This window comes from Bradyrhizobium sp. UFLA05-125, assembly GCF_059803515.1.
The window spans coordinates 1-24,990 of sequence record NZ_JBANBJ010000090.1 but is presented as its reverse complement, the minus strand read 5'-3'; the positions used below and the strand labels follow the sequence as shown (position 1 = coordinate 24,990).

The 24,990-nt window shown below is 59.0% G+C and carries 22 protein-coding genes and 2 pseudogenes; 13 read left to right on the top strand and 11 right to left on the bottom strand.

The window, feature by feature from the left end:
• Window positions 1-296 precede the first annotated feature (296 nt).
• Window positions 297-1,874, top strand: coding sequence for a type II and III secretion system protein family protein (locus SO156_RS40635; protein ID WP_498538717.1), 1,578 nt, complete (start codon window positions 297-299; stop codon window positions 1,872-1,874).
• A gap of 606 nt (window positions 1,875-2,480) precedes the next feature.
• A complete protein-coding gene (locus tag SO156_RS40630) occupies window positions 2,481-3,029 on the top strand; it encodes a tetratricopeptide repeat protein (RefSeq protein WP_498538716.1) in 549 nt (182 codons plus the stop codon).
• A 171-nt stretch (window positions 3,030-3,200) separates the two neighbouring features.
• Here SO156_RS40630 and SO156_RS40625 read toward each other — a convergent pair whose 3' ends face one another.
• Window positions 3,201-3,623: a DUF968 domain-containing protein gene (locus SO156_RS40625; protein WP_498538715.1), complete on the bottom strand. Its 423-nt coding sequence runs from the start codon at window positions 3,621-3,623 to the stop codon at window positions 3,201-3,203.
• A gap of 1,187 nt (window positions 3,624-4,810) precedes the next feature.
• Between SO156_RS40625 and SO156_RS40620 the strand changes: the two genes are divergently transcribed.
• From SO156_RS40620 to SO156_RS40605, 4 genes are all read left to right on the top strand, one after another.
• Window positions 4,811-5,296, top strand: coding sequence for a hypothetical protein (locus SO156_RS40620; protein WP_498538714.1), 486 nt, complete (start codon window positions 4,811-4,813; stop codon window positions 5,294-5,296).
• Window positions 5,297-5,642: 346 nt separating this feature from the next.
• The gene (locus tag SO156_RS40615) at window positions 5,643-6,620 is read left to right on the top strand and encodes an SAM-dependent methyltransferase (RefSeq protein ID WP_498538713.1); all 978 of its coding nucleotides are present in this window, start codon (window positions 5,643-5,645) and stop codon (window positions 6,618-6,620) included.
• Between the two features lie 226 nt (window positions 6,621-6,846).
• The gene (locus SO156_RS40610) at window positions 6,847-7,266 is read left to right on the top strand and encodes a hypothetical protein (RefSeq protein WP_498538712.1); all 420 of its coding nucleotides are present in this window, start codon (window positions 6,847-6,849) and stop codon (window positions 7,264-7,266) included.
• Window positions 7,267-7,944: 678 nt separating this feature from the next.
• Window positions 7,945-8,478 carry a hypothetical protein gene (locus tag SO156_RS40605; RefSeq protein ID WP_498538711.1) on the top strand — a complete coding sequence of 178 codons (534 nt, stop codon included), beginning with the start codon at window positions 7,945-7,947 and terminating at the stop codon, window positions 8,476-8,478.
• A gap of 1,636 nt (window positions 8,479-10,114) precedes the next feature.
• On the opposite strand, the pseudogene SO156_RS40600 reads toward SO156_RS40605, so the two are convergent.
• Window positions 10,115-10,763 (bottom strand): annotated as a pseudogene (locus SO156_RS40600) (IS66 family transposase); the annotation flags it as partial.
• A gap of 221 nt (window positions 10,764-10,984) precedes the next feature.
• Here SO156_RS40600 and SO156_RS40595 point away from each other — a divergent pair.
• From SO156_RS40595 to SO156_RS40585, 3 genes are all read left to right on the top strand, one after another.
• Window positions 10,985-11,191 (top strand): hypothetical protein, encoded by a 207-nt coding sequence (locus SO156_RS40595; RefSeq protein ID WP_458151737.1) that lies wholly within the window; start codon window positions 10,985-10,987, stop codon window positions 11,189-11,191.
• A gap of 72 nt (window positions 11,192-11,263) precedes the next feature.
• Window positions 11,264-11,476, top strand: a complete 213-nt coding sequence (locus SO156_RS40590) for a hypothetical protein (protein ID WP_458151738.1) — start codon at window positions 11,264-11,266, stop codon at window positions 11,474-11,476.
• A gap of 504 nt (window positions 11,477-11,980) precedes the next feature.
• Entirely contained in the window at window positions 11,981-12,142 is a 162-nt protein-coding gene (locus SO156_RS40585) for a hypothetical protein (protein WP_498538710.1), read from the top strand.
• Here SO156_RS40585 and tnpC read toward each other — a convergent pair.
• The 3 genes and pseudogenes from tnpC to SO156_RS40570 form a co-directional block, all read right to left on the bottom strand.
• Window positions 12,130-13,736: pseudogene (gene tnpC, locus SO156_RS40580) on the bottom strand (IS66 family transposase). The gene SO156_RS40585 and the pseudogene tnpC sit on opposite strands and share 13 nt — an antisense overlap.
• A gap of 77 nt (window positions 13,737-13,813) precedes the next feature.
• The gene (gene tnpB / locus SO156_RS40575; RefSeq protein ID WP_498538709.1) at window positions 13,814-14,158 is read right to left on the bottom strand and encodes an IS66 family insertion sequence element accessory protein TnpB; all 345 of its coding nucleotides are present in this window, start codon (window positions 14,156-14,158) and stop codon (window positions 13,814-13,816) included.
• Window positions 14,155-14,556: a transposase gene (locus tag SO156_RS40570; protein WP_498538708.1), complete on the bottom strand. Its 402-nt coding sequence runs from the start codon at window positions 14,554-14,556 to the stop codon at window positions 14,155-14,157. Before SO156_RS40570 ends, tnpB begins: the two co-directional genes overlap by 4 nt.
• A 364-nt stretch (window positions 14,557-14,920) precedes the next feature.
• On the opposite strand from SO156_RS40570, the gene SO156_RS40565 reads away from it, so the two are divergent.
• Complete coding sequence (locus tag SO156_RS40565; protein ID WP_498538707.1) at window positions 14,921-15,343, top strand: hypothetical protein; 423 nt, start codon at window positions 14,921-14,923, stop codon at window positions 15,341-15,343.
• Window positions 15,344-15,756: 413 nt separating this feature from the next.
• Here SO156_RS40565 and SO156_RS40560 read toward each other — a convergent pair whose 3' ends face one another.
• The 6 genes from SO156_RS40560 to SO156_RS40535 form a co-directional block, all read right to left on the bottom strand.
• Window positions 15,757-15,915: a hypothetical protein gene (locus SO156_RS40560; RefSeq protein ID WP_498538706.1), complete on the bottom strand. Its 159-nt coding sequence runs from the start codon at window positions 15,913-15,915 to the stop codon at window positions 15,757-15,759.
• A 161-nt stretch (window positions 15,916-16,076) separates the two neighbouring features.
• Window positions 16,077-16,238 (bottom strand): hypothetical protein, encoded by a 162-nt coding sequence (locus SO156_RS40555; RefSeq protein WP_498538705.1) that lies wholly within the window; start codon window positions 16,236-16,238, stop codon window positions 16,077-16,079.
• 309 nt (window positions 16,239-16,547) lie between these two features.
• Window positions 16,548-17,639 (bottom strand): acyltransferase family protein, encoded by a 1,092-nt coding sequence (locus SO156_RS40550; RefSeq protein WP_498538704.1) that lies wholly within the window; start codon window positions 17,637-17,639, stop codon window positions 16,548-16,550.
• 1,162 nt (window positions 17,640-18,801) lie between these two features.
• Window positions 18,802-19,467, bottom strand: coding sequence for a hypothetical protein (locus SO156_RS40545; RefSeq protein ID WP_498538703.1), 666 nt, complete (start codon window positions 19,465-19,467; stop codon window positions 18,802-18,804).
• Window positions 19,374-20,528, bottom strand: a complete 1,155-nt coding sequence (locus tag SO156_RS40540) for an ERF family protein (RefSeq protein ID WP_498538702.1) — start codon at window positions 20,526-20,528, stop codon at window positions 19,374-19,376. Before SO156_RS40540 ends, SO156_RS40545 begins: the two co-directional genes overlap by 94 nt.
• Window positions 20,512-21,366: a YqaJ viral recombinase family protein gene (locus tag SO156_RS40535; protein ID WP_498538723.1), complete on the bottom strand. Its 855-nt coding sequence runs from the start codon at window positions 21,364-21,366 to the stop codon at window positions 20,512-20,514. Before SO156_RS40535 ends, SO156_RS40540 begins: the two co-directional genes overlap by 17 nt.
• A 1,101-nt stretch (window positions 21,367-22,467) precedes the next feature.
• Between SO156_RS40535 and SO156_RS40530 the strand changes: the two genes are divergently transcribed.
• Genes SO156_RS40530 through SO156_RS40520 form a run of 3 tightly spaced genes read left to right on the top strand, consistent with a single transcriptional unit; the run spans window position 22,468 to window position 24,448 of the window.
• The gene (locus tag SO156_RS40530; RefSeq protein ID WP_498538701.1) at window positions 22,468-23,808 is read left to right on the top strand and encodes a site-specific DNA-methyltransferase; all 1,341 of its coding nucleotides are present in this window, start codon (window positions 22,468-22,470) and stop codon (window positions 23,806-23,808) included.
• Window positions 23,808-24,104, top strand: a complete 297-nt coding sequence (locus tag SO156_RS40525) for a DUF5681 domain-containing protein (protein WP_498538700.1) — start codon at window positions 23,808-23,810, stop codon at window positions 24,102-24,104. The genes SO156_RS40530 and SO156_RS40525 overlap by 1 nt, the downstream gene beginning before the upstream one ends.
• Entirely contained in the window at window positions 24,101-24,448 is a 348-nt protein-coding gene (locus SO156_RS40520; RefSeq protein WP_498538699.1) for a DUF5681 domain-containing protein, read from the top strand. Before SO156_RS40525 ends, SO156_RS40520 begins: the two co-directional genes overlap by 4 nt.
• The last annotated feature ends 542 nt before the right edge of the window (window positions 24,449-24,990 follow it).

The window sequence follows — 24,990 nt, the reverse complement described above, 5'->3', positions numbered from 1 at the left end:
CTACAGTGGTGCTCGTTGGCAACATTGGGCAATTTTCTCTCGGGTTGGGACTGCCTGGTGCAGTTCGCTTCTTGCAAACGAGCCATAACCCCGGATGATGATTTCGCGGAGTAGGCGACAGGCGAGTGTGCTCCGCCTACCGGGATTTGTGTGTGCCCGTCAGGAAATGGAAATACGACGGTAACGATTTATCACGGAACCGATTGTAGGCTCTATGACGTGCGCCGAGGCGAGTTTTTAGCGCAGGGCGCCCATTTGTGGGGATAGGCGCTGGATTGCCGGCGAAGGGGGTTGGAATGAGCGGCCGACGCATTGCCAGCAATGAAGATGGGCGGTTTTCCGCTTTGAGCGTGATCGTGCTTGGCGCTGTGCTTGGCGCATTTGGCGCAGCGAATGGCGCGGGGGCGGTAGACCGGCAGAACTCCTCCGGCGGCGTCTTCGTCAGCGAGATGGGCGACGTCCAACGCGTCAAGGTCATCGTCAACAAGTCACGCACCTTTAGGGTCGAAACAGCGTTTTCGACGATTGTGTCGGGTTCGCCCGAAATCGCCGAGGTGAGGTCGCTGAGCGATCACGTGATCTACGTCCAGGGCAAGCAGACCGGTACCACCAACGTCATCCTGTTCGATAACTCGATGAAGCAGATCGGGATCCTCGATGTCGAGGTGACGATCGATACTAGCAATCTGCAGCAGAGCATTCAGTCCAGTACCGGCACGCGGGGCATTCGCGTTTCCGCCGCGGAGGGCCAGGTGGTGTTGAGCGGAACGGCCGCGGATGCGGTTGCCGCCGAGAAAGCCATGGCGATTGCCACCGGCACCGTCCCGAAAGGCGGCGTCGTGGTCAACGCCATGAACGTGGCTGCGCCGCAGCAAGTCATGCTGGAAGTGCGCTTCCTTGAGGTCGCGAGGTCCGCTGGCCGCGAACTGGGCGTGAACCTCTATGCCGGCAATGGCAACCTCACGCAGGTTGGAAATAGTGGAACTGCCGGCGCGCCACTGGCAGCGCGCACCCCTCAAGGTGTTCCTCTTCTAGGCACCGCGTCAGGGCTCGCGTCGGGGCTCGTGGGTGGCGCACTCCCGTTCGGTAACCTTCTAACGAATGTGCTGAGAACGAGTAATGGCACTTCGGTCGATCTGTTGCTGCAAGCGTTGGAGACCAAAGGGTTGGTGCGTAGCTTGGCCGAGCCCAACCTGATGGCATTGTCGGGCGATTCAGCGCGCTTCCTGGCGGGTGGCGAATTTCCGGTGCCGGTGGCCGCCAACACCACGAACGGTTTTCCCACCGTCACCATCGAATTCAAGAAGTTCGGTGTCGAGTTGGGCTTCGTACCCACCGTTCTCTCGCGCGGCGTAATCAACCTTCGGGTTGAGCCGTCGGTTAGTGAGCTCGATTTCACCAATGCAGTGACAATCCAGGGGACGACAGTTCCAGCATTAAGCAGCCGCAACGCTCGGACCACGGTTGAATTGCGAGACGGCCAGAGCTTTGCAATTGCCGGCCTGCTCCAGACCCGCAACGCACAGGATGTTCAGCAATTGCCCTGGATCGGCTCGGTGCCAGTCCTCGGTGCGTTGTTCCGAAGCGCATCGTATCAGCAGAAAGAGACGGATCTGGTGGTCATCGTGACGCCACGTCTGGTCGCGCCGGCGGCACCTGGACAGCAATTGGCGTCGCCGCTGGACTCCCGCCTGCCTGCAAACGATGTCGACTTCTTCCTCAACGGCCAGATGGAAGTGAAAAAGCGCTACAATGACTACGTCAATTCCGGTGGTGACATCAAAGGACCCTACGGACACATCATCGCCCCCGATGTGCGCCTGTCCGCGCCGGCGATTGCGACCGACCAGCCCGTTGTCAAGACCCTCAACTGAAGGACGACCGATATGACATGCACGGCGTTGCTCGCGTTCTTTACGCTCGGGGCTTGTAACGGCTTGGCCGGCAATGACGAAATGGACCGTTATTTCCAGCGTTCGGATACCATCACCTTAAGTGCCGGGGACGCGAAGCAGGTCAATGCCGTGACCCACACGATCCATCCCTGGCCGAAGTACGTGGGCGACCGCCGGATCGTTTCTCAGGCGGCGAAGACCAATGGCGCCATAACGCGTTATCGTCTCGGTAACCAACCGCGTGATCCGTTACCGGCGTTCGGTGGGGATGCGCCAGGTGGGGGGCACCTTCCAATGGGAGCTGCGGGCGCAACGGCAGCAGCCGTCGACGCAGGTGGTAGCGTCAGCTTGGGGAACGGCATACCCGCAGTAGGCGCCCGACCTCAATGAAATTATGCTGCTACCGGTAGTAGCAAGTCTTATCGCGACGTTAGTTGCGCTTGACGCTAGGTCTTCCCGGGCAGGTAGTTCAAGGGCGTCTTTTAGTTCGACGCGTGGCTTGCCGGTAACACGTCTCTAACCCCACTTATGTTAGCGTGGAAATGATATTTTGAACAGTAATAGCTGGGGCAGGGATTAGTGGCTATGCGGCGCCTTCTTTTTTGGCTGGCTAGCGCCTTACTGGCCACAGCATTGGCGGCTTGCGATACGGTGCAAGAATATACGGTGCGTGACGCTGCTGTCGTTGCGCCCGGCGCTCCAGCCGGTCCAGACCCTGTGCAGGAGCCGACCGACGTCAAATATTATCCTTCAGATGAACCTGTTCGGATGGGGTTGGAGCACTACAATCGCGGCAATTTCGGTCTGTCCCAGCGCTATTTCAAGGAGGCGGTCGAAAAGGCTCCGAAGGACGTCACCGCCTGGATCGGGCTCGCGGCGAGCTACGATCGGCTGCGCCGCTTTGATCTCGCCGATCAGGCCTACGCGCAAGCGATTCGCCTGGGCGGTGTGACCGTTCAGGTCCTGAACGATCAGGGATATTCGTACATGCTGCGAGGCAATCTGAGCGCGGCGCGGCGAAAATTTGAGCAGGCCTATTCGCTCGATCCGGGTAACCCGGTGATCGCCAACAACATCGAGCTTCTCAATGGCAGCCGGCGGTTCATCGAGAGGCCGCCGAACAATCAGCCTTAAATTGGGGGCGGACTCGCCTGATTTTATCGATGTTTCAATTGGCGCTGGAAGCCGCGCCTTAGGGCGGGGTGAGTCTTGGCCCAGGTGGCGGTCGAGGATATCAGCGACGTGCATCCGAACACGCGCGCTCAAGCATGATCCGGAAAAGGGCGAAACGGTTTTCCGAAAAGATCATTCGGAAGCGCGATGACGATTCATTCTGATCTCATTGCGACCTAACGGCCTACAAGCCGTGCGGTCAGCTGCCAGAGACGGGATGTCTTTTCCGAGCTCTGCAGGGGCGGGCGCATGGGTCCTGTCCCAGAGCGCCTTGGCGATGGGCAGGGGCTCGATGCCGGTCTTTTGCCACCAGGCGCGCTCATGCCCGCGCCGGTGCAGCTCGCGGTGGTGCAGCCGGCAAAGCGGTACGGGGAAGCGGTCGGCTACCTTTCGGCCCGCCGTCCAGTTGTCCGCGAACTTGATGTGGTGGGCGTCGCAGGGGCAGCGACCGCAGACCAGACAGGACTGGGTCGCGACGAACTTCAAATGAGTCCGGTCTCGGTCGCGCACCGGCTTGCTCAGCATCATGACCCTGTCAGAAGGCCTCTGCTCCATATGAGTCAGATCGCAACGCGCTCACAGCGGGAAGACTCACCGACGATGATAGTGGCGATAGTGCGTCCCCATGCCGAGATAGTAGTATCTCGGCCACCACCAATAATCCGCGCACAAATACGGAAGGGACGTCTGCCAGCCTCGATACCACGGTGGAGGGCGGCAACCGCCTAACGGAAGAGCATTTGCGCAATCTGCTGCGAACAACACAGTGAACGTCGCCAACACGGCCACGGTGGGTGCGAGCCTGCGCATCGCCGGATCTCCCTACCTCAAAGGGTTAAGAAATTCTCCTCCGTGCGGACAATATGCTCCCGCGGCGGCCTCGCGTAAAGCTGGGCGCTTGCGTTGGCGCTCGGGTTGCGGAAAGCTCGCCAAAAATCTATTGGGACGACCTCCCTAGCCGCCGCACGCGCCCCGAGCTGGTTGATAGCACCACGGCCAAGGAAGAGGCGAAGGCGCTCGCGGGCTGAGCAGGACGGGCTGGACAAGTCATGGTAGTGCGGACGGGCAAGCGGTTATTCTGACTTTTTGCCTACGACCCATCTCACGATTGGCCAGCCCACTACGACAGACGACGCGACCGCACCGATCATTCTTACGACGGCGTCACCCACATCCTGATCGAAAGAAAATGGCGCTCTCTGATAGAAGATAAGCACGAGGATGACGCTAAGCGCGCAGCAAAGGGCAACTAGCAACCGAGAGACCTGCCCCTCCAGATACGTGAGGCGATCGTTGAGTTTGTCGTGATCCACAGCCTTCCCCTTATCGCACGTTAATTCCCCAGCCGACGGTCAAAACTATCCAGGATGCGGATTCGGCAACCTCGACTTGCCAAGAATATAGCCGAGCCTACCGCTCCTTAGCGCGAGTGAACCAGGGAGTACCCCCAACGCGCCGGATTTCAGAAGAGCAAAGCGGTCCGGAAAATAGGCGGCGCGCGTTTTTTCATTGGGACGACGCATCAAATTAGCCTTCGGCCCGAGAAATCCCCTAGGGCGCGCGGCCCAATTGGAGCTATCGTCAAGTTCCACCCGCCATCGTCGACAGTGCCACAACCGAGCAACTGGTGAAGGCGCTCGCGCGGGCTGAGCAGAACAGGCTGGACGAACTCGGCTGGATGCGAAACGATGGAGCAAGGGAGACCGCTGCACCGACCGTGCGGCCAGACGAGCCGAGGCGATATGATCTTAAGCACCCACGCAGTTGTCGGCGGCGCCATCGCTTGCCTGTTCCCGTCGCATCCGGTCCTCGTTGCGGTTGCCGCCTTCGCAAGCCACTTTGCGATCGATGCGATCCCGCATTGGGATTATCCACTTCGTGCGATCACGTCAAAGTCCCGCGCCAACAATCGCCGCCTGCTAGCGGATCAGAAGCTTTTCCTCGATTTGGCTCTTATCGGCTGCGATGCTTGCGCCGGTCTATTGATAGCAATTTGGCTTTTCGCGACGCCGGCAACGATTGGAGTGATCGTGCTCGGCGCCCTCGCAGGCATGGTGCCCGATCCCCTACAGGTCGTGCACAGGGTGGTTCCGAAGCAGCCCCTGACGACCTTGCAACGTTTTCATAGATGGGCCCACACGAAGCGGAGTCTTAGTTGGCCGCTTGGCATCAGTTCGCAAGCGCTCTTTGCCGCGTCCGTATCCTGGGTAGTTTTGACCGTCGGGTGAGCAACGATGCCGGGGAGTTACCCTTGCCGCATCACTGTCCCATAGGAATTCAGTGAAGGCGTGCACAAGCGGACGACTTTCAACGCTAAGGTGCTTGCATCAGATCTCCCGCCCGACGCGCCGCCAGCACGTGCGCTCGTGGAGTGACTTTGCTAATTTCGCGCGGCCACCGCCGAGCACGGGGCGATAGCTTCGCCAATCCGGCGGCGACGCCGAACGGCATCGAAGGCGTCACCGGTCCCAAGCGGCGGCCATTTGGAACAATGCGCAATTCTGCTTCGGCGTTGCATTTTCAGAGGTGAAATGCCAAGTGCTTTTAGAAGATTTCAGCGGCTCAGGTGCAAGCTTGGACATCATTCTGATATTTGCGTTGCTAACGGCGATCATCGTCGCGCTATTCGTCGCATACAACTTCCTTCATTATGTACTCTTTCTGTTGGTGACTCGACCGAAGGACGCGAGCAAGATCGGCCACCAGCTTAATCAGTTCGAGCAGCGCCAGCTGGTCGAGTGGACACCGCAGCCAAACGACTTTCTCAAGCACGATGACGAGAAGCGTACATATGACGACGTGTTCGGCACGTATCGCGACGAACAAGCGAACTATAGCACATGCGTGTTCCCCCGAGCGGCATTCACGCGCCCCTACGAAGCCGACTACGTTCTTCTGAAACCGAAGGACGGGATGCGGCTGCTGGATCTCGGGTGCGGATCCGGCGCCGCGGCCGAATATCTCGCCAGCCGCCGCAATATCGAAATTGTGTGCGTGACCAATTCACCCGCGCAAGCAGAGATATGTAGGCGAAAATTCGCGAAACTTGGTGGGCGTGGACAGGTGATCGTCACGGATTTCGACAGCCTCGATCTCCCGAGTGAAAGTTTTGACGCCATCTACGCGCTCGAATCGATAGGCTACACCAAGGACTTGGACGCTTGGCTGGCGCAGTGCTGGCGGATGCTCAAGCCGGGAGGACGTCTGTTAATCCGCTCACCGGGGTCGCTGGATCATTGTTGCCGTAAGGAGGATTACCTGAGCGTCACCGCCTTCTTCGAGAATTGGCGCTACAATTTCGTCGGCGCCAATCTCCTGGTCTACAAGATGCGCCGACTCGGCTTTGACCCGATCCGTTACCGGCGACTACCATTCTGGGCTTGGGGCCTCACCTGGAACTTCATTCAACACATGCTGTTGTGGAAGTACCGGCTAAAGATGCGTACATTCGTGGAATTGGAACGGATCATTTGGCGTACTTCGAAGGCATTTGTGTTCGGCAACCCGTACAACATGGTGTTGGCCGCCAAGCCGGCGAAAGCATCCCGCTGAAGACTCTTGCATCTTCAGAAGTCGTGGGTGGGATTTGCCGAGGTTGATCCCATTCCACTGTTCGACGCGCATTTCGGCAATCTGGTAGGTCGGCTCTTAAATATAGTGCCCATCACCGCAGCAGCGAAAGTGATCGCAACTCGGAAAGAACACTTCGGCTCAGGCTCATCGCGACATACTGCGCTGCCGCACGAAAGCAAGCCAAATCCGGTTACGGAGATGCATTTTGACCAAGGAACGGCTCACTCAAGACGCAACAAGGGTATTTCTCTTGCCGCGAGCAATGTTCATTGCGACCTGTCTAGCCGTAGCATCGCCCTCGGTTGCCCAGCAGGTGCGGGTCATCACGGGAGATACTGAGCATATCTATGGGCCTGGCGGTAAGGTCCTCGACGATGCCGAGCTACGTTCACGAAACGAGCGCGCCCTCGAGAGAGCACAGCTTGAAAAACAGCGCGCGATTGAGAAGCAGCAAATTGAAGCCGAGAACGAGCGACTTAGACTTGAGCGCGAGCAAGCGGCTCTCGCCTATGCAACCGATCCGACATGGGACTCAACATACGGGGGTTGGTTTTTCGTTGATCGCCGCCATCGGGGTCACGGAAAGATGGGCGTTTCGCCCAGGATGGGCAACTCGAGACGCTAAGCACTTGACATATCGAACTGGCGGGCGCGTCTTCCCGCCCAGCTCTAGCGATCGACGCCGGTCCATCCGCGGCAGTTGATTTCTGCTTTCTGTTGGACATGCGCGCGCGCTTGCGACCGTCGCGCGACTCGCCAATGTCAAGGGAAACGCGTTGAGCCAGCCTCGGCCTGCTTGGGCTAAGAAGCGCCTGGTGCTGACAGCATCGTCTGAGCCTGCCAGGCCAGTGGCCACAACGTAGATTCGATCTAGGTATTAACTTACCCAAAAATTGAATTCGACAGAACGAAGCCGATTTTTGTAAGTAAGAAACGAATAATTGAAAACTTATGGCTGATTGTTCGGCGGCCTTTCGATGAACCGCCGGCTGCCATTGTGAAGCTCGAGGTTGTTGGCGACCACCGGGTTGCCCGGGTCGAGCGAATAGGCCCTCTCGAATTTTCGCCGCGTCGCAGTCAGGTCTGCGCTCAACCTCCAGGCGGGCTTCCGACTGCAACAGTCCCAATCGTTCCGCCCGAGACGCTTTTGTCGTTCACTAAGGTCACGACGCCGGCTCACCTGTAGATTCTATATCGATATGGGCACAAACGACGTGCTCCGCGCCGGGGAACAATTAAGGCAACCTAAACGTTTCTGACGTAAGCCAGACCAAGCTTTTCTTGACCTACTGGCATTCGTCTCATGAATCGTCTTTTCAGGTTGCAATTCCTCGGACCGTTGGCGCTCTTTGTCGCTACGCTTTGCGCCGAACTGGCTGCGCGTGCTCTTCAATATGCCCCCAGCTCCGAACTTCTCTGGTTCATCAACCTCAGAATGTTCGGGATCTTTCAGCGAAGCGACGCACTCTTGAGCTACATCGTCCCGATCGACGGGTTTCAGTTGTTCGGGGTCGCGCTTCCGATCTTCCTGCTGGCCTGCTACGGGTTGCTGGCCAAATCGAGGCTTCCCTTTACCGTCGCTACCCACTTGAGCACCGCCTATGCGGGCTTCTTGGTCATTTCCTGGCAGGCTTTCGTATCCACCGTCAGACAGGCATCACTATTGCCTGTGGCGGTCCCGGCCGGTGCCGGTCTGTACGTGATGGCGACCATTTTGGGGACTTGCCTTCTGTCCTTTGCGATCACGCATCTTCTCTATTTCCTCCACGTGCGAAGGGAAATAAGCGCTTTGGTAAGTTGGGTGCGTACTATTTCGTCTCGTCCAACAACCGCATGACATCGCCTAGTCCGCGCCGACGAACTGCTGCGCGTCCAAAATCCCAGAGTTACGCTATGACCGCGCTCGCGGTCGGGAACTAAAGGCGGATCCATTCGCTCACCAGGCGCTTTCATTGCCGTGCCGGTGTGCAGTTCCTCGGGATGCGTACGGCACAGGGGACAGTTTGTAATCGTCTGACTTGCGGCCGAGAGTCCTGGCTTGTGGGCGTCGCAAGGGTTTGCCAGCAAACGAGGCTGGGCTGTCTCGGACAATAGGTGGGCCTTGCTGCGCTTGCGGGGAAGCTCCTTATTAGGATGGCCTGTCCAACCTTGTTCGCAGCTGGCTGAGATTGCTGTGGCGCAGTTTCGGTGCCCCCAACAGCTGCCGACATACGCAGGTTTTGCTTCTGTTCGGCCACGTTGGATGGGGCACGGGCGGCTCCTTCAATCTGGTCTGATCGGCGGTCTCGATAATCCGGGCGTCAACTTGCAAAAGGGCATTCTTGAGAGGAAGGCTGGACTTGGCCCAAGCGAGCAGGACATCGCTGCGGGTAGGCTGCGAGCCGACTTAACAGTTGCTCCCGCAGTTCGGCGGACCGGCGCGCGGGTAAGAGCGCTTGCAGGCTTGGCTTTCGCGCCCGGGGCCCTTGCGGCGGCACCGCGGTCGGCGGCCCGGGCACCACGTCGGCGCGTCGAAATCATCTTCGCTGGCAATGTGACCGGGGCAACAGCGAAGCGGCGGGCGCAACCTAGCGCCGCCTCAACTCGTCTCAGCGGCGCAAACTGGCAAATTGGAGGAGATCCGTTCGACCTCATGACCGCCTCCAGCTGTCTCTGGACGTAGTGATTTCCTACTGGCTACGGTCTCGCGGCTGGGCGGACTGCCTTCTCGAGCCGAACCCTTCCGCTTTCGGTGCGATGCTCTCGACTGCGGCTTGGCTTCATTGCCGTTCTTGTCTTACAGTGCTTGGCGAAAGTTAGTTGGCGCTGGTTTTTGTCTTCCAATCGTGGTTCTCGTCGCGCCAGACGCGGCGCCAGTGACATCAAGGCTGCTGGCATCAAAGGCGTTGCACCTTCTGGTGTGCACTTGATCGTTTTTCCTTCTTCGCCTTTTCGGAGCGTCTGACACTTGACCGAGGTTCATTTATGTATGATCGGTACAACGTTCGCTATTGTGATCGAGTTTATCAGCGCGAAATGCCATTCGACGCCTTCGGCGCAAAGACGTTCTGCGCCTCGATGATGCTGCCGCAGCCAGTGGAATCATCGCAAGTGAGCTGCACAATCTGACAGGACGATCTGCGCGGTTGAGGCGGAAACGAAGGTTAGCAAATGAGTACGGATAAACTTCAGACAGTAGGCAATACGATTGCGAGCATACTAAGCGAGCCTCCATCACCTCCCACGTTTTTTGATGAGGGGCCCTATGACGAGGGGCCTAGGTGAGAAACTGCCGCTGTCGAACGTCTTGAGCATGGAACTGAGACTCCGGTAGAGAAATTCCGAAGGCTGACTCCGCGACAACCAGGCATTTCATCAAATCCGACACTCGGAGCCCACATCGATCCAGACACTGAGAGCAAAGGCTTCAGCAAGGCGTCCGAACAAATCCGTGTTGCACCTCCGGCCGATCGTCAGCGCCAAGCTGAGGCCGTTCAGGCGTTGAAGTGCCAGGGCATGAGAGCATCGATCTGAGAGATCGGCCAGCCCTGCGCGATCCGTTCGAGAGTTTGCGTGAGCCATGCGTGCGGATCGACATTGTTCATCTTCGCGGTCTGCAGAAGCGTGGCGATGGTCGCCCAGGTCCGGCCGCCACCGTGGCTGCCCGCAAAGAGCGCATTTTTTCTTATGATGGTTTGCGGCCGGATTGCCCGCTCGACGGTGTTGGAGTCGATCTCGATACGGCCGTCGCTTAGAAAGCGCTCGAGGGCGGTGCGTCTGGATGTGGCATAGCGGATCGCCTCGGCGAGTTTGGATTTGCCCGACAGGCGCGGCAGCTCCTTGTCCCACAGATCGAAGAGCCCCGCGACGATAGCGGCGGACTTTTCCTGGCGCGCTTTCACCCGCATCTCAGGCCGGGAGCGAGCGTTGGCAGGGTCGTCTCGTCAGCGAAGATCCGTTCGCCCTGCTTGATCTTCTCCAGCACATAGTCCGCCAGAGGCTGCAGTTCGAAGCCGACCTTGCCCATCCATTGCGCCATCAACGACCGGTCGAGATCGACGTCGCCACGCGGTAGATCGCTTCCTGCCGGTAGAGCGGCAGCCCGTCGGCATATTTGGCCACCGCGATCTGGGCGAGAAGCGCTGACTTCTCTGCGGTTGGGAAAAAGAGAAATGGAAATCTCCAGAACGTCTGAATGGCAGATGAACAAACTGAGAATCAAAGCCCTGCGGGCTTGGGACGTGATTTCTCTCACAGATAAAAAATCCGTCTTCAGGCATCTACACGGGCAGTGAGGCACTGGTTCGCTTCGAGCCAGTGTTGTTCACAAATACAGACCAAACACAAACTCTTTGGAGCAAATTATGATTCGTGAACTCATCGATACGGACCTCGAGGCGGTTGCTGGCGGCTTTGATGTGGACCAGTACCTGACCAACGTTCAGTATAACTATGCCGACCAGAGCGCCACTGCTACCTCCAGCGGCAAAAACTCGCCCGCCACCGCTGTCAACGCGATCGGTAATCAGATCAACAGCGCGACCCTGGTCGGGATTGTGAGCCACGGCTAAGTCGGGAATGCCCGCACTCTCCATGGGCTGCTCCCGAGGGGTGTGCGGGCTTTTCTCCTAAGGAGGCAAGCCATGACTGAAATCTGTGAACTAACGGAAATGGACCTCGAGGTGGTGGCTGGCGGCGGCGGGTTGGTCAACGTACCGATCAGCATACAGAACTCCGTACAGAACACCATTCCCGTGCAGGTCGCTGCGGCTACCAGCCTCGGCGGCGACGCTAACGCTTTGAACGGGATCGGTAGTGCAGGAAACTTCGGTTTCCAAGGAATCCTCGGTTCCTAACTCTAAAATGCGATAAAGCCTCCACCATCGAGAATGCCCGCCCGGGCTGCCTCGGGGGTGGCGGTTTTTTTTGCACGCACTTCTCCCGCACACCCACTTGCCGGCGGCGCGACAGGGACTGGATCAATCCCCGTTAGGCGTGAGCACCAAACTGTTTAATTTTGATTTTTTATCAAAGGTTGACTGGGAGGTAAGGTGGTCCACCCATTGGCCGCCGAGCATTTGTGAGTGCCGTCACGGAAAATTCGGGTCGATTTCTTCATGGTCCGGTTCGCATGATGCAGCCCGAGAACCGGAGCGAAGATGACCCTGAACCACACTTTCAGTCTCATGACTTTCGCGCTCTTAGCGCTGGGCTTCGTGGCGTTCGTAGCCACCCTAAAGCCGCAACCGCTGTACTACTCAGAAACGGCTGTGGGTTCGATTTATGAGCGCGCCTTCAGCGCCAGAAGTTCTTGAATCGATCCGGCGGTCAGTCATGACGCCTCCAGGGCGCGCTGCACGGTGCTGGTGCCGACGCCGATCGTGCGGGAGGATGCCTTTGCCTTCGCTGCGCAGTTGCCTAATGCGCTTTTCCAGCTCGGCTCTGCTCATCCTCCAGCGTTTCTCATCCTCACTGCGCTCGATCCTGGAAAGCACCAAGCTGTGACCGTTCAGGCTTTGTAATTCCACGGCATGAGGTTTTCGATCTTGGAGATCGGCCACCTGTTGGCGAGGCGCTCGAGCGTCTGCGTCAGCCAGGCGAACGGATCGACGTCGTTCATTTTTGCCGTCTGCAAAAGTGTAGCGACGGTTGCCCATGTCCGGCCACCGCCATCGCTCCCCGCGAAGAGCGCATTCTTTCGCGTTATTGTCTGGGGTCTGATGGCCCGTTCGACAATGTTGGAATCGATTTCGACACGACCGTCGAGGAGGAAGCGCCCGAGGGCCTCGCGTCGGGACGTGGCGTAGCGGATCGCCTCGGCCAGTTTTGACTTTCCCGAGATGCGCGGCAATTCCGTTTCCCAGAGCTTGAAGAGGTCAGCGACGATGGCCGCCGAACGGTCCCGACGCGCGGTCAGGCGTGCGGCAGGATCGCGGCCGCGGATCTTCTCTTCAATCTTCCAGAGCTCGGCCATCGTTGTGATCGTCTGCGTCGCAATTTGCGAACTGCCATTGATGTGCAGTTCATAGAACCGTCTGCGCAGATGTGCCCAGCAGCCCGCGAGAGCCATCACCTCATTGGAGCCGGCTTTCGCTTTGGCCAGCTGTGTGTAGGCGGCGTAACCATCCACCTGCAGAATGCCGGTGAAGCCTGCCAGATGACGCGCCACGCAGTCGCCGCTGCGGCTGTCCTCGAAGCGATAGGCGACCATCGGCGGACTGGTACGCCCGAAGGGCCTGTCGTCGCGCGCATAGGCCCATAACCAGGCCTTTTGGGTCTTGCCGCTTCCCGGCGCCAGCGTCGGCAACGTGGTTTCGTCGGCGAACAGCCTGTCGCCCTGCTTGATGCGCGCGAGAACATAGTCCGCCAGAGGCTGCAGTTCGAAGCCGACCTTGCCCATCCATTGGGCCATCAGCGAACGGCTCAGTTCGGTCTTGTCGCGGGCGTAGATCGTCTCCTGCCGATACAGCGGCAGGCCGTCGGCATATTTGGCGACGGCGATCTGGGCCAGAAGCGCCTCGGTCGGAATGCCGCTTTCGATGATATGGGGCGGCGCCGGCGCCTGGATCACGCCGTCGCGGCCGCGATAGGCGTATTTCGGGCGGCGGGTCACGATCACCCGGAACTTGGCTGCCGCCACGTCGAGACGCTCCGACACGTCCTCGCCAATCAGGACCTTCTCCAGATCCTCGCAGCCGGGCGGAACCTCTGGCTCAATAACCTGCTCGATCCGCTCCAGGTGAGGCGCAAAGCCCTTGCGCGGCCGCGGCGCGCGCTTCAGCTTGTCCTTGCCCGCTGTCTCCAATTCGGCGCCGATCGCCGCCACGCCGGTCTTGATCTCGTCGAACACGAAGTCGATCTGCTCATCGTCCAGCCGTTCCCCGCGCATGCGTTCCGAGCGCGTGCCGTAAAGCATGCGTTCAAACGTCTTGACGATCGCCGTCAGTTCCGCAATTCGCGCATCCGAGGTTGTGTTGATCAGCTTGAGAGCCGCGATCTCGGAGGCAATGCGGGGCTATTCTCCGCCTCCATCTCCGCGCGCTGCTCGACTGTGGCCAGCACCATCGCCTTGAGCGTATCAATATCGTCCGGAAGCTCGGCAACGGTCGGCATCATCGCCGAGAGCAGAGCATGATCGCCGCCGATTTTCGAGGCATTTCAAATGCCCCGATTCAAAATGTCACAGCCTTTTTCTAGCCAACCGATCGCGGACGCTGCACCGTTGTCGGCCGAACCTTTTTCCAGTCCATCCCGTCGACAAGGGCGAGCAACTGGGCATAGTTCAGTTGCACTGTCGCCGGCGCGATCCGGGGCCAGCAAAACTGCTCCTTCTCGAGCGTTTTCGCAAACAGGCAAATACCGCCGCCGTCCCACCAAACGATCTTCACCCGGTCGGCTCGTTTCGAGCGGAAGACGTAGAGCGCTCCATTGAACGGATCAACACCGCCGTCGCGCACCAGGGCCATCAGCGACACCGACCCCTTGCGGAAGTCGACCGGCGTGCTGGCAACATAAACTTCAACGCCCGACGGGATCATGTCTTGCGAACCGCACGGATGACATTGGCGAGATGATCAGGCTCGACATCGCTTCCGGCGCGCAACACCACTTCACCAATGACAATTTCCACCAGCGCGCGGCTCACCGCCGCAATGCGCTCGAACCGCATTGCCCGACCGCCGTCTACCGCCCCGTTCCCGATCGCAACCCTCGCTGCCAGCGCTTGGCGTCGCCAACCAAACAACTGCGACGGAGCCATTCCGGCCCGCCGGGCAATCGCCGAAACATTGGCGCCGGGAACAAGCGTCTCCTCCACAAGCCGGGCCTTCGCCTCGGCGGACCAGCCGCGCCGAGCCCGAAGAGGCCGTGCCTCCAGGTGCTCGATCACCTGACAATTTCCATCATCAGGGATAGGCGTACTTACAGAAATTTGCATCACCAGATCTCCGACTTCATCAACGCCGAAGACTCTCAGATCTCAATCAACCGCGCCATGTGCGGTCACCTTGACGCTTACGGCCGATCAGGGACATCAATCCCGTTCGAAGCTAGAAGTCGGAAGTCTTCTCCGACCTGACCTAAAGACAGTAGGTATCAACACGATTCCGCCTGCCGGCTCAGGCAATCGGATTTCGCCGCGTGGGTGGATAGTACGTGGGTTTGCCGGTATCCTGCTGGCAGTCGGCGTCGCTGGAACCGCCCTTGTTTGGTTGGGCTCCCGCGATGCCGCGAAGACGGGTTCGCAGTCGGGGCCTGCGACCCTGGCGGTGCCGACAACTTTACTGTCCGAGTTGATGCCATTGCTTCAGTCGATCTCGCGCGATCTCACAAACTTGGAAAAGGAAATCGAGCAGCTCAAGATCGGTCGTGAACAGATGGTCCGCGACAACGCGAAACGCGGCGAGCAGCTCAAGAACAACCAGGAAGACCTAACCCGCGCCGTTGCCCGACTTTCTGATCAACTAAGAACCGGCCAGGAACTGGCGGAGCGTGACAACGCGAAGGCAGCCGAGCAAATCAAGGCGATCAACGATCAATTGATCCGCCTCGAGCGGAAGGCGCCGCCCAAGATAGTTACGCCTCCGGCACAAATCGCAACTTCCGCCGCGCGCAAGCCTGTGCCAGCCCCCTCATTACCACAGACTACAACTCAGCCGACGACCGGAAAACCAAAACCGTCGTCGCCCCCGCTGCCGCTAACGCCCGCACCGCCCGCTGAGTGACCGCTCTCTCTTGCCGGCGGGCCCATTTTAATGTTCGGAGTATTTGCCGTTCGAGAGAGACGTCGGGCGCATCGAGATTGTCCTCAGCCGGCCTCCCGATCAGCATGAACAGCACATAGTGCCCTCGCGTGAGTCAGTGCTCTCAACGCAAGCGGGCGTCGACACGCTGCTCGGACAATGGCTCTACTTTTTTTCGACGGCGATCGTGCCATCGGGGCGAGTTGTACATGCCGACGATGGTAAGCAATCGGCCGACCATGCCGATTGTGGGAGCATAAAAGCCGAGGGCCGCCGCTCGAAACGGGCTTCCTCACGTCTGCCGGTGGATCGTCGCGCTGAGGTTGATGCGATTCTTGCGCGCAGTCGCCAAATATTTGAAGAAGAGTGCAGAAGTGCGGCGGAAAAGGTGACCGCTAGGGCCGAGTGCGGGACGATTGATCGTGCTTTTTTTCGCGCTTCAGGTCCATGCGATCGATGCGTTCATCGATCAGTCGATTCAGTTTCTCGTCCCGCAGTGTATCCCTCCTGAACAGCCTGCCATGCAGATGATAGGCAAGGAGGAGCAGGATCACTGCAGCTCCCGTGAGATAGTAGGACCAGTCCATAGTCAGAACCGCGTTTAGCAGCTTCGATTTCCGCAATTGGCGAAGCTTAGGATCGGCTCGGCCGCTTGTCCACTGCTCGTGGCTGCTGGACATGTTTCGAAACCCGCGCGCCGCCAATTGAGGCGGATTCAAGACAGGGAAAGCCGCGGCGGGGTGGCCTCGCCACGCCTGTTCCGAATGATCAAGACGACACGCATCGGGATATCTCGCGCAATTTCCGCATTGTTCTCGTGCTCGCCGTCATCGCGGCAACTGCGGACGCGCTCTTGTTCACCCAGCATCAGGCTCATGTGCTCGGAGCCTCCTTTGGCCGCTCCTACTAGCCGGTCGACTCATGCGCGCCTTCATGCACGGCAGGTGGTGGCGGAGACACGGCTAGTTGGTGGGGCGACTTCCTTTATAAGTCGTCAGCGACGCCGAGCAGTTCTGGTCAATGCGACCCCGGCTGGCGCGGGCTCGCCGTCATAACAGCGAAAGGCGTGATTTCCGGTCCACGGTTGATCAGGATAATTTCGCAGATCCACCCGGTGTCGACGAAGGTCGACGAAGGATGCACGGTCGCCCAGTAATCGGCATTAGATGGACGATGTCCTTTGGCTTCAACCAAGCGAAGAGGCTTGATGCTGGCTGTAGTTTCGCCAGTTGTTTCGTATGATGTTGCGCGCTGGCCTCTCGAGCGCAAAAAAGCTGCTTACTGAAACGGCAAAGGCAGCGACGATCATAGCGACATAGATTTGCATCGGCCATGTATCGGGTAGCCCGAACACGAATCCGAACGCCATAAAAACGATCACGTGCGTCATGTAGATCGAGTAGGAGATTACGCCGATGAAATGTAACCCAGTAGATGCCAGCACCCGCGATATTGGTGAGGCGGGATTTGTCGCAGCAAGTATCACGAACGGAAAGAGAAATATCAGTGTCTGCGAGCTGACAATTCCTAAGAACTGAAGAACCAAAATGGCGACAAAAGCCAGCCCGATGTATGTCGCATACTTCCCGCTGAAGACGCATAGATCGTCTTGCATTTTGAAGCAGGAGAAGGCGAGCCATCCAGACGTGAATTCAAGGATGCCTCGGAGTGGATTTACCCAATAGCTCCATCGGCTCTTTGCAACGTATAGCTCGGGTACGGTTAGGTGCTCGTCGAAGTATTGCATGAAGATAGCATATGAAGCTGCTCCGAGTACAACGAGGCAAATCAGTCGAGCGTTAGGTGAGCGCGGTGCCTTTGCATGCAATAGGAGCGGAAACAGCAGAAGATAGCATAACCACTCGACGGATATTGACCATGCCGGAGGATTCCAAAAGACGCCTGAACCGATGACCGGCCAGGAATTGAGCATCGATAGCTGCAGCAGAAAGTCTGTGCTGGCAGCGTTTACGGGATAATTTTCGGGATTAATGGCTATCGGTAAGATATAACCCGCGCCAGCAATGATCAGAGTGAGGAGGTAAAGCGGGTAGATCCGCGCAATTCGAGCGATGATATAGCTCGAAAAAAGAAAGTTCTCCGCGCTATAGACGTAAGTCAGCGTGAACCCGCTGAGGCAGAAGAATAAGTCAACTGCTGCGTGCTGCCACGCGAAGAGCCCGTGGGAGCTTCCCGATAATTGCTGGAAGTGTATGTAGGCGACGGTCGTTGCCGCCACACCTCGAAGCCCTGTCAACGCCCTGAATTCTGGCCGCATGCACCCGCCTAGGTTCTCGACACTCGCGGCAGCGTCCGCCTCTTGGCGAAGCTTTCCATTGTGGGTGGAAATTCAGTCTGAATGACAGGCAAGCCGCCGCGGATGGTCCAACCCGATCTCACGCGGCTGTCGGAATAGGCGCTCCGTCAGGTCGCCTTCGCAGCGCTTAATGATCGTTACATAATCGCAGGTTTCACTCGTGCGCGGCTTGCGCATATTTGGATTTTGGTCCGGACAAGGCTTCTCGAAGCCCATATAACCCGGCACAGGTGCCGGAGACGCCGACAAAGGTGGTGGTCCGTTTGGCCTATCCTCGGCCGAGCCGGGGACAGCAAACAGGGAGTAAACGGCCAGAAGCGACGCCGATCGGAGAAACTTCATGAAAAATCCTCCAGCTCGAAATACCTAAAATATATCATTACGCTCAGGAGGCGAGCAACGCCGTCGCACTAGTTGAATCGCCATTGTCCTCTTGTTCCGGACGTTCTAGGAGGAAGCGCTACCGTGAATGCCGGCGCGCCGCACTGTGGTCCACTCCTCAACCAGCGGGGGTCGATGGCTCGCGAGGATCGCGTGCCGCGCGTCGACCTGGGTGCTTGCGCAGGCTCGCTTTCCCGCTTCCAGGTGAACCTGCAACTGGTTGCGCCGGCATGCGGCTCCGGCAGTGACCGGCGGCGCCGAGCATGAACGATAAGGTCCACTGGGGCAGACTAAAGCGGCCTCTCGACTCTGCGGCGCGAGACCGATCGTGAAGCCAGCGGACCTGCTCCGCCGGTCAGCGGCTTTTGGCCGAGTTTCTCCTGCGCCGTGCTGACCCGCCTTTATGCCGAGCATGGCATGCGCACAACGCGACCAGGATGCCGGCTGCGGTGATGCAGAGCTTTGGCAACTGGTGACATTAGTCGAACCAGACTGAAGAGCTTGTCGGGTTCGAGCGCCGGCGCGCGCGACGCCGCAAACGGCGAGCGAAATACCGGTGAACGATTGGGCTTCTCGCGATCGTAGATGAGCAGCGGTCAACCGGTCCGCCCCCGACGAGCAGATGCTGTTGTCCGGTGCTCCTAGCGTTCGAAACGGGCGTGCTATTTTAAGCAATGTGCTACTCGGTTGCGGCATAGCCGCTGGACCGATCTCGCTGGTCTGTGCTTTTCGTTCGTTTGCGTCAGTGCCGCTTGCGCATAGCCTCACCCGCAAGGCGCTGATTCCTGATCTCGCGCAGGAGCAGCATGCGTTTGGTTTGTGCGGCATTAAGCAGACCCTCGAACAGCACGAAGATCTCGCGGGCCTGCACGTAGACTTCCGTGTTGATGGCGTGTTGATCGAAGCCATAGCGAGCAAGTCGCATGTCGATCTCGGTTGCAGCCATCGCATCAATCCGCCAGCTCAACGCATTTTGCAGGGTGTAGTACTCGGCTTCATCCTGGAGTTCGCGGGCGATCCCGATCATGTCGATGCTCCGAAGCGCAGCTTCGATTGCCTTTTGGCGATGGGTCTCCAGAACCTTATGCCGTAGCACCCGGTAGCGCTGGATCTCCCAGGAGAGTTCAGCGACATCGATCGCGAGCAGCCACTCAATGGCGGATCGGGGCGCGAGGTCGGCGAAGATCGCCTGCTGCAGCGCCAGGTAGTGCTCTAGCTTTTCGCCCGGAAGCAGCAGCGGAGGCGGTGCCAACGCTTCAAACTCAGCCGGCGGCGCGGTCGCGGTCAGCTGGTGTGCCGTTTGGCAGGGACCGTTCATGATGGCGAGGCCTCCGACCCCAGGTTTGCGGTAAGCGCCGCGGTGCTTACAGCCGCGCTGGATGGGCCGTGGACGGGGCTCGTCGCCCACAACTCCTGCGCCACCGGCAATGGCGCAATCTGCAGGTTCGCCCACCACGCCCTTTCATTGCCATGCCGGTGCAGCTCCTGATGATGGGTGCGGCACAAGGGGACCGTGAACTCGTCGCTGACCTTCAGGCCCAGGGCGCGCGGCTGGGCGAATTTGAGGTGGTGGGCATCGCACGGGGTTCGCCGACAGACCAGGCAGGGTTGGTCGCGGACGAACAGCAGGTGAGCCTTGCTGCGCTTACGGGGCGGGTCCTTGGGATGGGCGAGCCCTGTCTTGGGCGACGCTGGTGACGCCGGCTGCAGCGCCGCCTCGGCGCCCGCAGCAGCTTCCGGGAGCGGCTCTGGTGACGGGTCTTGCTCGCCGGGTCCGGCGGCGGTCTCGAGCTTGGCCCGATAGGCGGCTTCGACCATCCGGGCGTCGGCCTCCAGCAGGGTGTTTTTGAGCGGAATGCTGGCCTTGGCCCAAGCGAGCAAGTCCTTGCCGGGAGGTAAGGCCGCGAGCTGGCTCAGCAGCTGCTCCCGCAGCTCGGCGGACTGCGGCGGCCCCAGCACCGGCGCCCGGTTGAGAACGCCCTTCGCGGGCTTGGCTTTGGCGCCAACAGGGCCTTGCGGCCCGGCCTCCGGCATGGCTGCCAGCGTATCCGGCGCATCCAGATCGTCCTCGCCGGCAATCCCGACCAGGGCGAACAGGGCATAGCGCCGCGCATAGGTCAGCGCCGCCCCCATCCGGTGCGGCGCCTCGACATCTCTGGTGGCGCACACCGGCCAGTCTGAAGAGATCCACTCGCCCGAGGAATGGGCGAGCAGGGTGGTGAGGTGGATCTGGCCTGTGGCGGCCTCGATCCGGGTGGTCTGGATGGTGGCGATCTCCTGCTGGCTTAGGGTCTTGCGCACGATGTCGAGGCCCGAGGCCAGCGAGGCGTAGCGGAAGGTGCGATCCTCCTCCCGCGGAAAGGGCGAGTGGATGATAGCGGTCAGGGTCTTTTCCGGGTTGGTCAGTTCGGCTTGCGCGCGGGCCAGCGCCGCTGCGATCGCGCCGATATGCTCACTGGCCTGGTGCATGGACGCTCTCCATCTCAACCGGATCAAAGCTGATGGCGCCGGCTTTCGAGCGCTTGGCGCGAATGCCGTGGCCGGTGGCCTCCTTGGCATCGTCAGGCATGAGCTTCTTCAGCTCGGACTTGGCGAGCTCATGCTCGCCGTGAGCCACGCGGGTGCGAAGATAGATGGCCGCCAGCTCCGCCCATTGATTGGAGGCGGACATGTCCACGATCTTGATGGCCTGAAGCCGCGGTCGCGGCGTCTCGATGTTAAACAAGACGGGCGGCTCCCCACTCTGGACGCAGCGCCAGAACTTCTTCTCGGCCGTCAGGAGAAGGTGTTGGTAGAGCGGATCGGCGTGGATCTTGATCTCGACCCACTTGCCGCCGCCGGTGATGATCGAGAGGACGGAAGAACGGGCGGCGACGACCCACATGTTATGCTGCAGCTGCGCCATGTGCTTCTCGGCGGCCGCCTCTTCCGTGAAGGCCCAAGGCAGCATGAACTTCGCCTCGAAGACTGAGCCCGACTGTTCGACGATGCCGTCCAATGTTGCGCCCATCCATTTGTGCACGGGATGACGGACGCGCCTCTGGATGTCCGTGATGGTCTGCCCGGAGGAGCGCTCATACCAAGCGCGGTTCAAGTCCTCGGTGACGGTACCAAGCTGAACGATGAGGTTGTCCGAGAGATCCTCAGGTTCGATCTCGCCGCGCTTCTCGCGCCACAGCCGGATCAGCCTCTCCTCATTATCTCCCATGATGATGCGTGCATCCGAGCCGCCGACGAAATGACGGCGGTGATTGGGACTAAACGTGATGATCTGGCGTGGCGTCTCAACGCCGCCTCTTGGAACAATTGCCACTGGCATCTCCTACTCGTGAACAACGCGGCATGACTTGCCGCACTGCCCGAAGCCCCGCGTTTGCAGGGCGAGATGCCGGCGCAAGGCTTTCGCTTTCAGCGCCCAGTACGAATCAGTAACGCTCCAATTAGGAGCAAATGCCAGTCCTTTCTGCAGCAAGATTCTTGCTCTTTTGCCGATCCGCGTTGATGCCCCGCCGCGTTCGAGGGATGGTCACATTGAGCCAAAGAGCCGGGGGAGTGATGGCGTCAAAACGACAAATCGAAGCCAATCGAGAGAATGCCAAACGGAGCACCGGGCCAAAAACACAAATCGGCAAATCCCGATCCAGCGGCAATGCGCTCCGTCATGGGTTGGCGCGGGGCGCGCGTGGGGACGCTGTTCGATTGAAGGAGCTGACAAACGCCGTGATGAGCGGGCTTGCGCTAGATGTGAACGCGGCGGTCGCAACCGATTTGGCGCGGGGAAGATTAAGGTTGGCCGACATCCGCAGTATCCGCGTTCGGATGCTCGCCGCTTTTTTAGAGGAGCCAACGTCAAAGCTGGCCAAGCGGATCGTCGCTCTTGAGCGCTACGCTAGAGCCGCTCACCGTGAGCAGCGGCGCCTTCTCAAAGCGTTGACGAGCCGACGGCTAGCGAGGACGAAGTAACGACCTGTCCTCAGCGGGGTGGCCGGCAGAGCCAAGCCGCCAGGTTTATGCTTGCCAAACTCTCGAGCCCAATATCGCTCCCGATTGAACGGCTAACGCGGCCGGAGCGCTGCGAGCGTTCCGCCATAAGGAGGCAAAGGCGCGCGCTGCGATCTCTGAGTTAACAGCCAACTAACGGCCAAACAGCTTGCTAGCTCTTGCGGGCGTTAAACGTTAATCAATTGGTAACGGGTTGATTTTTTTTGAATTTACGTTTGTTAGAAATAGATCCATCGGCTATCGGTGTTCGTGAGTTCGCCCATCACTGTGATGGTTATGCCCATGCGCGGCTAAGGCCAGATCAGAAAATGCTGGTGCTGCGCGACACTCATTGAAACCGGCTTGCACGCCCTTTCTTCTTTGCAAATCCGACTGGGCCGAAAGCTGCTCAAATCGTGGAGATGCGATGCCAAACGCTGCTAGAAATCTGACGCCCATTCGGGTGGGGATCGAGTACGTCGCGTTAGACCACCTCGTGCTCGACACGGAAAACCCGCGTCAACATTCCCAAAAACAAATCAAACAACTCGCCGACAGCATTTGCGAATTCGGGTTCTTGGTACCGGTCGTTATCGATGACACTGGACGCATTATAGCGGGTCACGCCAGAACGCTTGCCGCGCGACGTCTAGGCATGACCGAGGTGCCCGCCATTCAGGTCCGACACCTGTCCGCTACGCAATTGAGGGCATTTCGGCTGGCAGATAACAAACAGGCCCAAAATGCGTCATGGGACGAACGTCTCCTGGCGCAGGAACTGATGCGGCTCACCGAAATCAATCTGGATTTTCCGTTGTCAGTGACTGGATTTTCCACGGCCGAGATCGACATCATTATCGAAAAACAGAAAGGCGTGCCGAAACCGATTGAGGATGCGGAAGATTGGAATGGGCCGGCGATCTGCCGTGCTGGCGACATGTGGACCCTCGGCAAGCATCGTATTCTTTGCGCCAACAGCACGGAGCAGACAAGCTTCAAGTGCTTGATGCAAGACGAGTTGGCTGACATGGTCTTTTCCGACCCGCCTTATAATGTTGCCATCGAAGGCAATGTGTCAGGCAAGGGCAAGGTCAAGCACCAGAACTTCGTGCAAGCAGCCGGCGAGATGTCGGAGGAGCAGTTCACCGGATTCTTGAATGCTGTTTGCTCACATTTGGCCGCCTTTAGCAGAAGTGGCGCGCTGGTCTTCTTGTGCATGGACTGGCGGCATGCCGCAGATCTGCTGAAGACCGGTCAGGAGGCCTTTTCCGAGCTGAAGAACATCGCCGTCTGGGTCAAGGACACTCCAGGCCTGGGCTCATTGTATCGGTCCGCGCACGAGCTTATCTTCATCTTCAAGTCCGGAACCGCGGCTCACATCAATAACATCGAGCTGGGAAAATACGGCCGCAATCGGTCCAACGTATGGCGGTACGACAGCGCGACGACGGCTGCACGCAAGAGACAGGCGGCATTTGATCTCCATCCCACCGTCAAACCCCTTCCCATGGTGATCGACGCGATCATGGATGCATCAAACCGCGGCGGGATCATCCTGGACGCCTTCTTGGGCAGCGGCACCACCTTGATGGCCGCTGAGCAAACCGGCCGCATATGTCGCGGCCTCGAACTCGATCCGACCTACGTCGACACGATTATTCGGCGCTGGCAAATCCTGACTGGAGAGGATGCCGTTCGCCAGGATGGCGCAATCTTCGCCGAATTGGAGCGCGATGCGGGATGCGAGCCGGAAGCCGGAGATCGATGATGAAATCCTCTAGAAAGAAGCAGCTCAAACGTAGCTTTGACCTGGGTGCGTTTCTGTTGCAGTTGGACGCAGAGCCCATTGCCGTTACCGAGCGCGGTCAACGCAGATCTATGATGAGCATCGAGGTTGAGACTAGGAAGATGTTTAACGCAGCGCTCGGGGGCGACCTCACCGCCGCCAAGGCGATTGTCGGTAGGATCCAGGAATATGGATTGCGAGACTGGAGTGAGGAACAACTGACAAAGTTCATTATCGTGCCGGATTTGCCCGACGAGACAGGAGAGGAACTGTTGTGAGTGAAGATGACCAAACCGGTTACCGCCGGCCTCCCAAAGAGACCCGATTCAAGAAGGGGCAATCCGGCAATCCGAAGGGGCGCCCTAGACGATCGAAGCCGGAGTTCGATCGCGTTGAGATCTTCCGGCGGGTGGCTCTCGAAGTCATCGAGATCCCTACGGAGTCCGGCCCCTTATGGATGAATCGGTGCGAAGCGCTCATCCGACAGCTGAAGTCCATGGCGCTGAACGGAGATCAAGGGGCTCAGAGATTGCTGCACCGCCTTCGCAAGCGCTATCCCGCAGGTGGGGCGGAGCCGAGCACCGTTACTTTTCGCATCAGCGAAGAGGATGCACGGCTATGATCGCGGCCGGCGAGCATAGGTGGTCCGAGCGGTACTAAGCTATCGAAGAAGAAAGTCAGGCGCGTTGGTATAGGAATTCTGATTTCGTCCGCCCTGGATGTCGAGGTGACTGGTGACTTGGTAGGCGGTGTCGGCTCACCATCCGTCTTTGTCTGCAGGTCAGGTGATCCTCAGGCGCCCTTCCCAAGGCAAGCCCGGCTGGGTCGCCGCGTCGGGCCTGCGGTACGCCCCCTGGCACTTGTCGCCCTTGGCCCGCGCTATGTAACTTCCCAAACAATTCCCTGTTTCCCGATCTCCAAATCCCTGTTCTTGGTCGAATGAGTTCCCTGTTTGTCCGCCGCGATCTTGGCCGGAACCGGCGACTAAGTCTTTGAAAGATGTGCTAATCTGGTAGGTCGGCGCCCTCGTCCACCGGGGAGGTATCAACCAGCCTAAAAAAAATCCCTGTTCCCAAGGGCAAGGAGCGGTCGTGTCCCCGAAGGTGGTGTAGCTCGGTAGAGCAAAGCCGTCCGCACGCGCGCCCTCCAATAGCGCCGTAGCGG